This window comes from Arthrobacter sp. sptzw42 (assembly GCF_059089685.1).
In genome coordinates this window covers 283292-295827 of the sequence record NZ_JBNHEX010000003.1, presented here as the reverse complement: position 1 = coordinate 295827, position 12536 = coordinate 283292, and the positions used below count along the sequence as shown (strand labels likewise).

At 61.9% G+C, this 12536-nt stretch carries 14 protein-coding genes; 7 read left to right on the top strand and 7 right to left on the bottom strand.

Annotated features, from left to right (window positions below; genetic code table 11):
* Positions 1-20: 20 nt before the first annotated feature.
* Genes AC5RT4_RS05465 through AC5RT4_RS05445 form a run of 5 tightly spaced genes read left to right on the top strand, consistent with a single transcriptional unit; the run spans position 21 to position 3881 of the window.
* Entirely contained in the window at positions 21-833 is an 813-nt protein-coding gene (locus AC5RT4_RS05465) for a carbon-nitrogen family hydrolase (protein WP_494105083.1), read from the top strand.
* Positions 834-849: 16 nt separating this feature from the next.
* Positions 850-1533, top strand: coding sequence for a DUF2848 family protein (locus tag AC5RT4_RS05460; protein ID WP_494105082.1), 684 nt, complete (start codon positions 850-852; stop codon positions 1531-1533).
* The gene (locus AC5RT4_RS05455) at positions 1530-2996 is read left to right on the top strand and encodes a 4-hydroxyphenylacetate 3-hydroxylase family protein (RefSeq protein WP_494105081.1); all 1467 of its coding nucleotides are present in this window, start codon (positions 1530-1532) and stop codon (positions 2994-2996) included. Before AC5RT4_RS05460 ends, AC5RT4_RS05455 begins: the two co-directional genes overlap by 4 nt.
* Before the next feature lie 2 nt (positions 2997-2998).
* Positions 2999-3355, top strand: coding sequence for a cupin domain-containing protein (locus AC5RT4_RS05450; RefSeq protein ID WP_494105080.1), 357 nt, complete (start codon positions 2999-3001; stop codon positions 3353-3355).
* 1 nt (position 3356) lies between these two features.
* A complete protein-coding gene (locus AC5RT4_RS05445) occupies positions 3357-3881 on the top strand; it encodes a flavin reductase family protein (protein WP_494105079.1) in 525 nt (174 codons plus the stop codon).
* Between the two features lie 87 nt (positions 3882-3968).
* Here the strand turns inward: AC5RT4_RS05445 and AC5RT4_RS05440 are convergent, their stop codons facing one another.
* Genes AC5RT4_RS05440 through AC5RT4_RS05410 form a run of 7 tightly spaced genes read right to left on the bottom strand, consistent with a single transcriptional unit; the run spans position 3969 to position 10433 of the window.
* Positions 3969-4505 (bottom strand): HPP family protein, encoded by a 537-nt coding sequence (locus AC5RT4_RS05440; protein WP_494105078.1) that lies wholly within the window; start codon positions 4503-4505, stop codon positions 3969-3971.
* Between the two features lie 4 nt (positions 4506-4509).
* Positions 4510-5886, bottom strand: a complete 1377-nt coding sequence (locus AC5RT4_RS05435; RefSeq protein WP_494105077.1) for an NAD-dependent succinate-semialdehyde dehydrogenase — start codon at positions 5884-5886, stop codon at positions 4510-4512.
* A 56-nt stretch (positions 5887-5942) separates the two neighbouring features.
* Positions 5943-6179, bottom strand: a complete 237-nt coding sequence (locus AC5RT4_RS05430) for a hypothetical protein (RefSeq protein WP_494042144.1) — start codon at positions 6177-6179, stop codon at positions 5943-5945.
* Between the two features lie 41 nt (positions 6180-6220).
* A complete protein-coding gene (locus tag AC5RT4_RS05425) occupies positions 6221-7315 on the bottom strand; it encodes a heme-dependent oxidative N-demethylase family protein (RefSeq protein WP_494042143.1) in 1095 nt (364 codons plus the stop codon).
* Positions 7316-7324: 9 nt separating this feature from the next.
* Positions 7325-8296: a PDR/VanB family oxidoreductase gene (locus AC5RT4_RS05420; RefSeq protein ID WP_494042142.1), complete on the bottom strand. Its 972-nt coding sequence runs from the start codon at positions 8294-8296 to the stop codon at positions 7325-7327.
* Entirely contained in the window at positions 8293-8898 is a 606-nt protein-coding gene (locus tag AC5RT4_RS05415) for a dimethylamine monooxygenase subunit DmmA family protein (protein ID WP_494042141.1), read from the bottom strand. The genes AC5RT4_RS05420 and AC5RT4_RS05415 overlap by 4 nt, the downstream gene beginning before the upstream one ends.
* A gap of 23 nt (positions 8899-8921) precedes the next feature.
* Positions 8922-10433, bottom strand: a complete 1512-nt coding sequence (locus AC5RT4_RS05410) for an APC family permease (protein ID WP_494105076.1) — start codon at positions 10431-10433, stop codon at positions 8922-8924.
* 344 nt (positions 10434-10777) lie between these two features.
* Between AC5RT4_RS05410 and AC5RT4_RS05405 the strand changes: the two genes are divergently transcribed.
* Both AC5RT4_RS05405 and AC5RT4_RS05400 read left to right on the top strand, forming a co-directional pair.
* Positions 10778-11539, top strand: coding sequence for a FadR/GntR family transcriptional regulator (locus AC5RT4_RS05405; protein ID WP_494105075.1), 762 nt, complete (start codon positions 10778-10780; stop codon positions 11537-11539).
* Complete coding sequence (locus AC5RT4_RS05400) at positions 11536-12243, top strand: cache domain-containing protein (protein ID WP_494042138.1); 708 nt, start codon at positions 11536-11538, stop codon at positions 12241-12243. The genes AC5RT4_RS05405 and AC5RT4_RS05400 overlap by 4 nt, the downstream gene beginning before the upstream one ends.
* Positions 12244-12536: the final 293 nt, after the last annotated feature.

Sequence of the window (12536 nt, the reverse complement as noted above, 5' to 3'; positions counted from 1 at the left end):
CCACCTATCAAGGAGCACCCATGGACATTGCACTCGTCCAGCTGTCCAGCCCGGACAACGAAACCCAGGACCAGCGCATTGATCGCGCAGACGCGCTGCTTCGCGAACAGCGCGGAGCGGACCTTATCGTCCTCCCGGAACTCTGGAGCGCCGGGTACTTCCACTTCGGGCAGTACCCGGAACTGTCCGAAACCGTGGACGGGCCAACGGTGGCGATGTGCGCAGCCGTTGCCAAGGACCTCGGCGCCTACGTCCATGTGGGAAGCATCGTGGAACGGATCGGCGGCACATCTCGCGGGACATCTCCCGCATACCGGAACACCTCCGTCCTGGTTGACCCGCAGGGCAACCTCGCCCACCGTTACTCCAAGCTCCACGTCTTCGGCTACAAGTCCCTCGAAGCCGACCTGCTGGCGCCGGGAACCTCGCTGCCTGTGGCGGCAACTCCCTTCGGGCAGATCGCCGGAACCACCTGCTACGACCTGCGTTTCCCGGGACTGTGGTCCGAGCTCAGCGTCCGAGGTGCCGAAATCGTCGTCGTACCCGCCGCTTGGCCGGCGGCCCGCCGGGAGCACTGGAAACTCCTGACGTCAGCACGCGCCGTCGAACACCAGCTCTTTGTCCTGGCCTGCAACTCCGCCGGCACCCAGGAAGGTGTGGAACTTGGCGGCACCAGCCGCGTCGTGGACCCTCTGGGGCGGCTTGTGGCAGAAGCCGGAACCGGCGAAGAAGTCCTCCGCACCAGCATCGACCCCGGCCTTGTCCAGGCCACCCGCAGCGAATTCCCGGTCATCGCCGACCGGCTCGCGGACTACGCGGGCCTTGCCCGCTAACCCGGAAAGAAGACTCATGAAGACCAGCACGGAAACGCTGACGTTCAACGTCGCCGGCACCGGTGGGACGATCGAACTCACAGGGTTCCACGCCGTCGTCGCCGGATACACCGGCCGTGATGCGGCAGCCGTCCAGCACCACATCGACGAACTCGCCTCTATCGGCGTTGCCCCACCGCCCGAGGTCCCGATGTTCTACCCGGTGGAGAGGACCACGGTCAGCCCTGCGGCTGAGCTGGCTGTCACCGGCGACAAAACGTCCGGCGAGATCGAACCCCTTTACATCCGGCACAGCGGGCGCTACTACCTCGGCATCGCCTCGGACCACACGGACCGGCATATCGAAACGTTCGACATTGGCGAGTCCAAACGCGCCTGCCCCAAACCCGTGGCAGGAACCGTCATTCCCGTCGGCAGCCTGCAGCAGCTCTCGCTGGATGAGTGCCGGGCGCGGAGCTGGGTGGACGGCCGCCTCTACCAGGACGGAACCCTGGACGGCCTGCGTACGCCGGCCAACGTCGTCGAACTGCTCCTGGAGCGGACCGGGATCAGGGGCGGCGACTTCGTTTGCCTCGGCGGCACCCTGCCCGTCATTGGCGGCGACTTTGTCTACGGCCGTGAATGGCGGCTGGAGCTCGCCTTCCCGGACGGCACCACCATCAACCACACGTACACCATCACGAAAGGACACCAGTCATGAGGACCGGAGACCACTACATCAAGACGCTTAATGACGGGCGCACCGTACTGATTGACGGTGAGGCCGTGGACAACGTGGCCGAGCACCCGGCGTTCCGCAACGTCATCCGCACCATCGCCGAGCTGTACGACATCGCCGCAGACCCCGCCAACGGCATGCAGTACCACAGCGAAGAAATCAACGGCACCGCCAACCGCGTCTTCAGCATCCCCCGCAACGCAGAGGAGCTCAAGTTGCGCCGCCAGGCTGTTGAACGCTGGGCCAAGCACACTCACGGCTGGGTGGGACGCAGCCCCGACCATGTGGGCACCTTCTTTGCTGCCTTCGGCGCCCATCCGGAAGTCTTTGAGCACCCGGAACGTGACTTCGCCGGCAACATCCGCCGGTTCCATGAGCGAATCCTCGCCGAGAACCTCTACGTGTCCTACGCGATCATTCCACCGCAGGTTTCGCGTGCGACGACGGCGTCCGGCTGGGAGGGCGACTTCCTGCAGGTGGGCGTGGTGAAGGAAACGGAGGAGGGCCTGATTGTCCGCGGCTCGCAGATGCTGGCCACCGGCGGTGCCATAGCCGATGAAGTGTTCGTCACGTGCATCAAGCCGCTCGGCCCGGACGACGTTGACTTCGCCATCAGCTTCGCCCTGCCCGCCGCGACGGAGGGCCTTAAATTCCTCTGCCGCCGCCCGTTCGCTCCGGCCGCCACCAGCGAGTTCGACTATCCGCTTACCACCCACTATGACGAACCTGATGCCTTGGTCATTTTCGAAGACGTCCTGGTTCCTTGGGACCGCGTCTTCATCGACCGCAACGTGGAGACCCTGCGCCGCCAGTTCTTCGACACTGGAGCCCACGCTCTGGGCAACTGGCAGGCCCAGACGCGCCTCACCACCAAGCTTCAGTTCATCGCAGCCGTGGCGCGCAAGATCACCCAGGTCAACGGCACGGACAAGATCCCCGGTGTCCAGGAAAAGCTCGGTGAACTCGCCGCGCTGGTCGCCTCTGTGGAATCCTCGCTGATTGCTGCCGAATACACGGCTGTGGCCGACTCCGCCGGAATGCTTGTCCCCGGCAAACGTGCCCTCTACGGCGTCATGGGCCTGCAATCCGAAACGTACCCGCGCGTGATCGCAATCCTCCGCGACCTCGTGGGCGGCGGTGTCCTGCAGTTGCCTTCGAGTGTGGTGGACATGAAGAGTCCGGTGACGTCGCCCGACGTGGAGCGCTACATCGTCTCCCCCGGAGTAACGAGCGAGGAACGCATCAAGCTCTTCCGTCTGGCTTGGGACATCATCGGCTCGGAGTTCGCCGGCCGCCACCAGCAGTACGAACTCTTTTACGCCGGCGCTCCCTTCGTGGTGAAGGGCGTCTACACCTACCGCAACTACGGCTACGAGGCGCAGGTCGCCGAACTCGACGAGTTCCTGGCCGGCTACGGCGTTGACGGACGCCAGGAGGAGAACTAGAAATGGCAAAGCCCGAATTCGAATTCACGCCCACCTCTTCGGTGGAGTTCACGCCGTGCGTGCCCCACATCGAAGGCCTCTCCGAGGCCATCCTGGCCCGCAATGACTCGGATGACTCCGTCACCCGGATCCTCAAGTTCGAGCCGGGCACCGACACGTCCCCCAACGGTGCACTGACCCACGACTTCTGGGAAGAAGTCTTCATCTTCGAAGGTTCCTTCGTGGACCAGCGCCTCGGCCGGACCTTCAAGGCCGGTGACTGGGCCACCCGTCCGCCGGGTATGGAGCATGGTCCGTGGATTTCCGAAGGTGGTGCCAAGATGTTCGAGGTGCGCTATTACCAGGACGGAACCAACTGACATGGGCACTCCAGCTGTTTTCGCAATGCCGGATGGGCTGGCCATGCGCCGGACGATGGGCCGGTTCCTCACGGGTGTTGCCGTCGTGACCACCGAGCACGACGGCGAGCATTATGGCATGACTATCAACTCGCTGACGTCCATCAGCCTGGACCCGCCCATCCTGATGATCTCGCTGAATTTCAACACCCGGACCGGTGATGCCGTGCTGGCGAGCGGGAAATTCGCAATCTCCATCCTGGGCGCAAAACAGGAAGCCGTAGCACGCCAGTTCGCCCAGCGGGGCGGGGCGCGTTTCGAAGCTGGTGACTTCGACAGGACAGAGGCTGGCCTGTCAGTGGTCAGTGGCGCGCTGTCCCAGGCGGACTGCAAGGTGGTCCACCAGTACGACGTCGGCGACCACCAGGTGTTCTTCGGCCAGGTTGTGGCCTGCCGTGACCGTGACGGGGAGGGCCTGGCGTTCAACGCCGGGAAGTTCGGATCATTCCGGGACTTCAACCACGACGCCATGCCCTGGACGTTCTAGGGCCTACGTCGCGCGGCGCCGCTGCTGTTCCTTCCCAGGACAGCAGCGGCACCTCTGCGTATGTCACTCCGACGATGGACTGTCCTGTCAGAACCAATAGGTCGGATACGTGGCTCCGCGGAGCCGGGACCCGACCATTCCGAACCCGACCAGGATGCAGGCCGCGATCCCGGAACACACCACAAAGGCGACCTGGCCCGTCGTCGCCATGGTACCGATGACTGCGGTGGCAGCCGCCGGTGAATGCGGCATTCTCAGCCACAGGGTGGCTCCAATAGCCAGACTTCCCGCAACTGCGGCGGCCCAGAACGAGTGGCTGACCAAGCCCGTGCCGACACCAACCAAGGCGGAAACAACCTGGCCCCCGATCACGCTCCTGGGCTGGGAGAGTGGCAGATGGGGCGCTGCGGCCACGAGCGCCATAGACGCAGCCATCGGCGGGATGAGCAGGAGGTGGCCCGACAGCTTGCCCAGCAGCACGAGGCAGGCGAGGGCGGCAACGCTGGTAAGGGTGGTTACAGCGAGCTTTGCCAACGGAGGCCGGTGGGGTGCCTGGGAGGACCAGCGCATGCGGGGTTGAGGGGGATGGACCGGTGACCGGGCAGGACTGGTAACGGGCGTCATCCCCTTACTCGGCGACGAAGTACAGGCGCTTGTTGACGAATTCACCCATGCCCAACGGACCCATCTCGCGGCCGAAACCTGAGCGCTTCACGCCACCAAAGGGAAGCTCTGCTGCCTCCGCGGCGATGATGTTGACGTGCGCCATTCCAACATTCAGTCGGGACGCGATGTTCGCGGCACGTGCCTTGTCGGTCGAGAAGACTGAGCCGCCCAGGCCGAAGTCGGAATCATTGGCAAGTTCGAGAGCCTCTTCATCGCTTGATACCTTGAACACGATCGCCACAGGCCCGAAGATCTCTTCACGGAAGGAAGCCGAATCGCGGCTGATACCCGTAAGGACGGCGGGTGAGAAGTAAGCACCTTCCCCCTCGGAGAGGACACCGCCGACTTCAAGAGTGGCGCCCTCGGCGACAGCGCGCTGCACCTGGGCGTTCACTTGCTCCGCGGCTGCCCTGCTGGAAAGCGGACCATAGGCACCCTCAGGCATCTTCAGGGGATCACCCGGTACGAGCCCGTCCGCGAGTTTCTTGAGCTGGGCCACGAACTCGTCATAGATATCTTCCATAACGATCATCCGCTTGTTGCCGTTGCACACCTGGCCCCCGTTGTAGACGCGGAAGTTCCAGGCGTCCGCAGCGACCGATGCGAGGTCATGGGAGTCGAGCACGATCATCGGGTCGGTTCCGCCGAGTTCGAGCACAGCCTTCTTCAGGTGCCTGCCGGCCTGCTCCCCGATGATGGAGCCGGCACGCTCGGAGCCCGTGAGGGATACGCCCTGCACCCGCGGATCGGCAATGATCGCAGCGATCTGGTCGTGTGTGGCAAAGATGTTGGTGTAGCCCCCGTCGGGAACACCGGCTTCTTCCATGATCTGCTGGATCGCCAGTGCCGAACGGGGGCAAATGTCTGCATGCTTGAGCAGGATGGTGTTGCCGAGGACCAGATTGGGCGCAGCGAAGCGGGCCACCTGGTAATACGGGAAGTTCCAGGGCATGACGCCGAGCAGTACTCCCACGGGGCAGTTCTCGATGAGCGCCTTGCCGGGAACAGTGCTGGGAATTTCCTGATCAACAGCGAGGCCGGGGCCGTGCACGCCGTAGTAGTCGAGGATCGAAGCGGCGAACTCGACCTCTTCGATGCCCTCTGACAGGGGTTTGCCCATCTCCTGGGCAATGATCCTGGCGAGCTCTTCCTTCCGCTCTTCGAACAACTCAGCGATGCGGCGGACAACGGCAGCCCGGTCCTGGATGCTTTTTTCGCGCCACTGGCCGTAGGCGTCGTCAGCACTGGCCACTGCCTGCTGTATCTGTTCGTCCGAAGCTGCTTCAAAGGTCTCTACGACCTCACCTGTTGCAGGGTTCTGCACCCGGTACCGGGACATATGTCTCCTTTTGTGTTGCTTCTCTGACGGTTTCTGGTGTCCAGGGTCTGATGTGGTTAGGGCTGATAGGTGGACCGGCTGCCCGCGGTGGGTGCTTTCTCCACGGTCAGGTGATGCCCGGTGTTGCTGCGATACATACGGCGCTCCAGCGTCGGCGAAAGTACCCACAGCGCCGAACCACTCGTGGTTTTGGCCACGACCGTCCCGTGATGCAGGAGTTGGCCGTTGCTGGAGAGTGAGACTTCGGTGCCAAGTTCAACTTGGGCCCACGCAGTACGTGTTGCAGGTTCCACTTTTAATCGGCTTTTCTTGTCGAGGTTTTTACCGGTGTCGGTCAGCGATCGCCGGGCTGTATTCCATCCGGGGCCCAGGGGTAGCCGGTGGCCAGGGGTGCGCCGTCGTCGTGGCGGGAAAGCCATTCGACCGCTGCACCGTGGTAGCGGTGGAAGCCTTTGTAATCCACGAGTTCGGAGTCCAGCGACGCGAGGGCCCGGTGGATGCGCTTGGCCCAGTCGGGAGCGAACTCCACCAGTTCGGCGAGGCTGACGAGGTAAGTACGGACGGGGAACACTATCGCGTTTGACCGGGGCAGACGGTGCAACGGCTGCAGTTCAATGCGCAGGTACACCTTCTCGCCGGCGTTTTCGCTGGTGACTGTGGTCCGGTCCGGCGCCCATTCCGGGAGCGTTTCCACTGACGTCTCGAGGCGCGGGTTGACGGTAAGCGACCAGTTGACCCTCCTTACAGGGTGGCCGGCCTTCATGCGCAGCAGGAACTTGAGGGCCCTGTCCAGGATGCCCATCTCGTGCAGCTTCGGTACCGGGCCGTGGAACTCAAAGAAGCTCATGCCGAGGTTGAACTTCAAGGAGTAGTCGGCACGCTGGGTGGTCATGCCCGCGCCGATGACGAGCGTGTTGTCCTTTTCCTCGAGGACGACGAATTCGCCCTGTGCTTGCCGGGTGGCGTACTCCATGGGGTCCATCGGCAAGGTGGCCGGGTCACCGAACGTGAACGAATCATCGATTCCGAGGAGCCGGTTCTGCCACCGCCACTCGTTTCCGTTCTTAGTGAGAGTGAAGTGTTCCGGGAAATCCCTGGCGTAAGACTCAAAGATGAGCTCGAGCAGATCCCACTGCGCTTCCAGCATGTGCGGCAGTGCAAGGTAGTGTACGTCCGGCATATCGCTGAGCATTTGGGCGCGGTGGGCGCACTCCGACACATAGTGTTCATCAATATCGAATGCGGCTCTGAGGGCACCGTTTCCGGCCGGAACGTGCGGTTCCAGGTTCATTGAATACATGTAATCGTCGTCCGGGAACGGGAACGGCAGCCGGCGAACACCCTCGGGTGAATTCCGGAACTGGTATTCGCCCTCCGGCGTGTAGGTTTCATCCGTCTTAAAGGCTGCTGGTTCAGATACGGCAGTCATGTCACTTTCCTAAGCGTTGATAACGAGTTTTGTGCAGGTGGCCCGCGAAACGCAGGGCATGATGAGCTTGCATGTTGCCCGGTCTGATTCGGACAACCAGTCGTCACGGTGATCAATGGTGCCCTCGAGTTCCAGGACCTCGGTCTCGCACTCCCCGCAGGCGCCTCCCCTGCAGAGGTAGGGCAGCTTGTGGCCTGCCTCCTCGACCGCTTCCAGCAGCGACTGCTCGGGAGAAACCTCAATCACGGCTCCCGAGCGTGCCAATGTCACGGAGAACGGGTCTCCCGTGGAACCGAGGTCCTCGAACCTCTCGAAGTGGATGTTCGCGTCCGACCAGCCAAGGGCATGGGCGGAACTGACGACGTCGTCGATCATCCGGGTGGGCCCGCAGACGTAAGCGTGCGTACCCAACGGCCGTCCTGCCAGGATGTCCATGGTGTTGAGCCTGGACTGGCCGTCGTGGCCGTAGAGCGTGACCCGATCGCCGTAGCGTTCCTTAAGTTCGTGGCCAAGCGCGGCGTGGTCCGGGCCGCGGACGGCCAGGTGGAGTTCGAAAGGGCTTCCCTTGAGGCTTAGTTCTTCGAGTTGGGCAAAAACGGGCGTTACGCCCACACCGCCCGCGATGAAGAGATGGTGCCGTGCGTGTTTCGAGACGGGGAAGAGATTCGCGGGAATACCTGCGAGGAGGACATCGCCTTCCCGCACGTTGGTGTGCATGGCCAGCGAGCCGCGCTTGCCGTCATCCACCCTGCGGACAGCTATCTGGTACTCGCTGGTGTCGTACGGCGAACTCATCAATGAGTACGCATTGCGCCTGGTGTCTCCGTCGGCCGGAATCAAGACGGTAAGGTGGCTGCCGCCCGAAAATGGAGGGAGCCAGGAGCCGTCGGCTGCGCCGAAGGTGTACCGGTTGATTTCCGGGGTCACCGCTTCGATCCGTTTAACCCGGAGCCGCAGGGCTCCATGCTGGGACTCGCTCACGTATCCAACTCCTCATTTTCCGGCATTTCGCCGGGTACTTCGCTGTCTGCTTTCACTCCCTGGAAGGCTGCGAGCCTCCCGGAGTAGTGATCGCGCACAATCAGATTTAGTTCACAGCCAGGGCATACAAAGACCCTGTGGGTGACATTTTCGGAATAGTGGCCACAGTGCGCGCACCACACGCGCCTCACAAAGGAGCCCGCATGCTCGCGCTGCACTTCGTCCCGGTTCATGCCGTACGAGGTAGCCACCTGCATCGACGTACCAATGAACCCCTCAGAGCCGGCCAGGTACAGCCGGGTGCCCATCTTTGCCATCGCGAGGGACGCATCGAGTCCGCGCACGGCTTCCGCGTTGCTGGAAAACACGGCCAGGTCCCGCACCTTGAACTGTTGGAGGTCAATCAAATAGTTCTGGCCGGTAAACGACTCTGTTGAATACAGAACGGTGGTGGCCGCCAACTGCTCGGGGGTCATCGCTCCAAGCAGGCGCACTAGGGGTTTTCCGCCGCTGCCCTGGGCGGCAGCGAGGTGGTTAAGGCCGCTCGCCATTGGCGCCAGCTCGTCGTAGACGGGTCGGCTCTTGATGCCGGTGATCAACATTGGATTTTGTTACCTTTCGTCCTTCACGCCGGCTGACGGGCAGAAAGCGCGGGAACTGCATCAGCTGCCGGGGCGTCACCCTTGAGGTGCGGTTTCTTCCATGCCATGTACACCAGGCCAACCACGACGACCGTGACGGCGGAAATCAGGACCACATGGTTGGCGAACCATCCGTCTTCCGGTGTCCGCGGCCAGGCCATGTTGACCATGCCGAGCACGCCCCACACGAGAGCTGCGATATTTACGGGAATGCCCCATACGCCCAGGCGGAAGGCGCCGTTCGGCTTCCAGCCCAGGATGCGTGCCCGGAGCGAGGCAAGGACAACCATCTGGAAGCCCATGTACATGCCCATGGCAGCAAAGGAGATGATCACTGTCAGCGCGTCGCTGGAGACCTTGGATCCAATGACGATGAGTGCCGGCACCAACCCTGCCAGGAGCAGTGCGTAAGGGGGCACATGGCGCGATTCGCTGAACGTGCTCAGGAGCTTGCTGGCCGGAAGGATTCCGTCACGGGCCATCGAGTAGGCAAGGCGGGAGGTTGCGGCCTGCAGGCTCAGCACGCAGGAAAGGAAGGAGATCAGGACGACTGCGAGAACTGCCTTGAAGCCGATGGGGCCGAACGCCGAAAGGAGAATGTTGCCGACCGGGTCCGTCTCGGTCCCTGAGATTACGGCGGCGAAATCGGGAACGGCGAGGATGAGGGACAGGCAGACGAACATGGCAGCGAAACCACCAATGTAGATAGTCATCCGCATGGCTTTGGGGATGGTGCGGCCCGGGTTGGGGACCTCCTCCGCCACATCGCCGCAAGCCTCAAAGCCGTAGTACTGGAAGATGCCTATGAGACCGGCAGCCGCAAAAGCAAAGAAGTAGTTACTGCCTTCTCCTGCACCGAATGTCTGGAACAGGACGCTGAGGTCGTGGTGCCTGGCGGTAGCAAGCAGCCAGATGCCAACGACCAGGGCACCCCCGAGCTCTGCCAGAAGACCGATCATGGCCACGGCGTTCAGCACCTTGGTGCCGCCGAGGTTCAGCACCGTAGCAAGGGCTATGACCACCAAGCCGCACAGGATCGTGGCGTCCACGCTGCTGTCCATGCCTGCCAGGGTGCTCAGGAACGGGCCTGCCCCATACGCCACACTGGCGATAGTTGTCAGGAGCGCCACCAGGTAAACCCAGCCGTTCATCCAACCCCATTTACGGCCCCAGAGCCGCCTGGACCACGGATAGACTCCGCCGGCCACAGGGTACGCCGCCACAACTTCACCGAAGACTGTTGCCACCAGGAGTTGTCCGACCCCGACGATGAGCAGGGACCAAAACATCGGCGGCCCGGCCACACTCAGGGATGCTGCGAACAGGGAATAGATCGCCACTACCGGAGACAAGTACGTGAATCCCAGCGAGACGTTTCCCCAAAACGTCATCTCCCGCTTGAATTGCCTCTCGTACGAGTAACCAAGGCTGGCGAGATGCTGAGCGTCATCATCCACCGCAGCTTCCCCAACAGATTCAGGTGCTTCTACACGCATTGGACTCCTTCTAATCGGTCACATCGCTGCCTGTGAGCGGGACCACGTCGTAAAAACCATAGTTTCATATCTTTATTCGCGCAACCCTCACCGTGGACGCCGTGAAAATCGCGATCTTCGGGGCTCTCACGGCCTAATCCGGCCCGATAAACTATGGTTTCCACGCTTTTAATCCGTCTGCAGTACACTTCATAACCAGCAGCGCCCGAAGGTGTCAGCGGGAAGAAGGAAGCATGCGGGACCTTTGAGCGGGGCCGGCTGATCGGCGCCGCATCGGCTGGGCGGGGAAGTCCGTCAGTGCCGGACTAGAGTTACTGCTGTCCCTATTCCCCATGGAGTCGTTCTTGGCATCTACCACCGCTTTCCAAGCCCAGGTGTACCGGGCATTGCCGGAAACAGAGCGCTCCGAAGCCATCGTCAACCGGATCTCCAAGGCAATTGCCCTTGGACTGCTGAAGGTCGGCGAGCGGCTTCCCCCCGAGACGGCACTGTCGGAAATGTTTGGCGTTGCGCCGTCTACCCTCCGGGAGGCATTGTCCGACCTTCGGGATCAGGGAATTGTTGCAACCCGGCGGGGCCGCAACGGCGGCACATTCGTTGTGAAGCAGCCCTTCACGTCCGCTGATGTCATAAAAAAGTGGTTCCAGGACACATCTATTGCCGAAATTCGGGACGCGGGCGACGAGCATGCTGCCATCGCCGCCGCAACTGTAAGGCTGGCCTGCGAACGGGCCGAACCCCACGAGATCAACAGACTTACAGACCTTGCGCGCGGCGTTGTCATGACTGACAAGCCTGAACTGCAGGCGCGCGCCGACAGCAGATTTCATATCGAATTGGCGGTCTTGGCGCAGTCCCCCAGGCTCACAAATGCAGAGATCAGGCTGCAGGCCGAGACAGTCCAAGCACTGTGGGCACCGGTATCCTTGACCCGCGATCCCGAACAGGTTGCCGCCGAGCACCTGGCCTTGGCACGTGCCATCGCAAACGACGCACCTGAGGACGCTCAACAACTGGTGCTGAAACACATCCGGCATGACGTACACCACTTGGTGGACGCGAAATTGTCCCTCGGATACCCGACGTATCAGCAGGAGCGCCCATGACAACCACTACCCCTGCGATCAAGGCCGCACAGGAGATAGCCGCCTGGACGGACACACTCGGCCTCGACGTCGACAAGTTCGCCTTTCAAACTGCCGCTTTGTGGACAAATCGCCAAAGCCCTTTCCCTTTCACCGTTACGCCCCGGGACGTTGGGCAGCTGGAGAACATGAGCAAGGATTTCCTTGCAACCCATAGTTTCGTTGTGGGAGCCGGGATCATCTTCTCGTCAGACGCCATCGAAAACCGGGACGGCGTTCTCGAGTGGTGGATCAGGCGGGGTGAAGGAATCGAGAAACTTGAATTCGACCTCACCCCTGGCGGGGAGCGCTTTTACGATTACCAGAACATGCCATTTTTCACTTCGGCAAGCCGCACAGGGGAACGGTCAATGTGGGGCCCCTACGTCGACTATCTGGGCGTGGACGAATACATCCTCACCTACACAGCGCCGATCCAGGTGGGTGGAGAATTCGCGGGAGTGGCGGGCTGCGACATCAGGATCCGCAAGCTCGAAGAGATATTCATGCCTGCGCTCCGGGCCATCCCGGGAGATGCTGCCCTCCTCAACGGAAGCAACCGCGTCGTCGTAGGAAACTCCGGCGCGCACCTGGTGGGCGAAAGAATCCGGCACATCCCGAAGGACAAACAATTGATCCCGATCGAGGTGGCGCACCTGGGCCTCACTCTGATGTGCAGCCGCTGACTCCTCCACAAGAGTGAGGATGTTGGGGGCTAACCCTGCTGACAAGTACGGATGGCGTCACGCCACGAGCTCAGCGGCATAGAAGCCGCCCTGCCCTGCGAGGTACACCTGGGATGAGGTGACGACGGGGCAAGCACAAGTACCGCTTCCCGTTCAGTCGCATCAGGCTATTTTCGTCATCGGAAAGGATATTTCCGGCCAACTCCCCCAACGAGTGTCAGCAAAATATGACAATTCCGTAAAAAGGTGCTTCGTACTTTACATTGGCGAGACAATAAGTAGACTTTCTTTGT

Excerpts from the sequence above, each read along its gene's own strand:
- AC5RT4_RS05425 (WP_494042143.1), bottom strand. The coding sequence starts at position 7,315 with ATGACTGCCGTATCTGAACCAGCAGCCTTTAAGACGGATGAAACCTAC.
- AC5RT4_RS05445 (WP_494105079.1), top strand. The coding sequence starts at position 3,357 with ATGGGCACTCCAGCTGTTTTCGCAATGCCGGATGGGCTGGCCATGCGC.
- AC5RT4_RS05465 (WP_494105083.1), top strand. The coding sequence starts at position 21 with ATGGACATTGCACTCGTCCAGCTGTCCAGCCCGGACAACGAAACCCAG.
- AC5RT4_RS05415 (WP_494042141.1), bottom strand. The coding sequence starts at position 8,898 with ATGTTGATCACCGGCATCAAGAGCCGACCCGTCTACGACGAGCTGGCG.
- AC5RT4_RS05450 (WP_494105080.1), top strand. The coding sequence starts at position 2,999 with ATGGCAAAGCCCGAATTCGAATTCACGCCCACCTCTTCGGTGGAGTTC.
- AC5RT4_RS05435 (WP_494105077.1), bottom strand. The coding sequence starts at position 5,886 with ATGTCCCGGTACCGGGTGCAGAACCCTGCAACAGGTGAGGTCGTAGAG.
- AC5RT4_RS05400 (WP_494042138.1), top strand. The coding sequence starts at position 11,536 with ATGACAACCACTACCCCTGCGATCAAGGCCGCACAGGAGATAGCCGCC.
- AC5RT4_RS05440 (WP_494105078.1), bottom strand. The coding sequence starts at position 4,505 with ATGACGCCCGTTACCAGTCCTGCCCGGTCACCGGTCCATCCCCCTCAA.
- AC5RT4_RS05410 (WP_494105076.1), bottom strand. The coding sequence starts at position 10,433 with ATGCGTGTAGAAGCACCTGAATCTGTTGGGGAAGCTGCGGTGGATGAT.
- AC5RT4_RS05455 (WP_494105081.1), top strand. The coding sequence starts at position 1,530 with ATGAGGACCGGAGACCACTACATCAAGACGCTTAATGACGGGCGCACC.
- AC5RT4_RS05460 (WP_494105082.1), top strand. The coding sequence starts at position 850 with ATGAAGACCAGCACGGAAACGCTGACGTTCAACGTCGCCGGCACCGGT.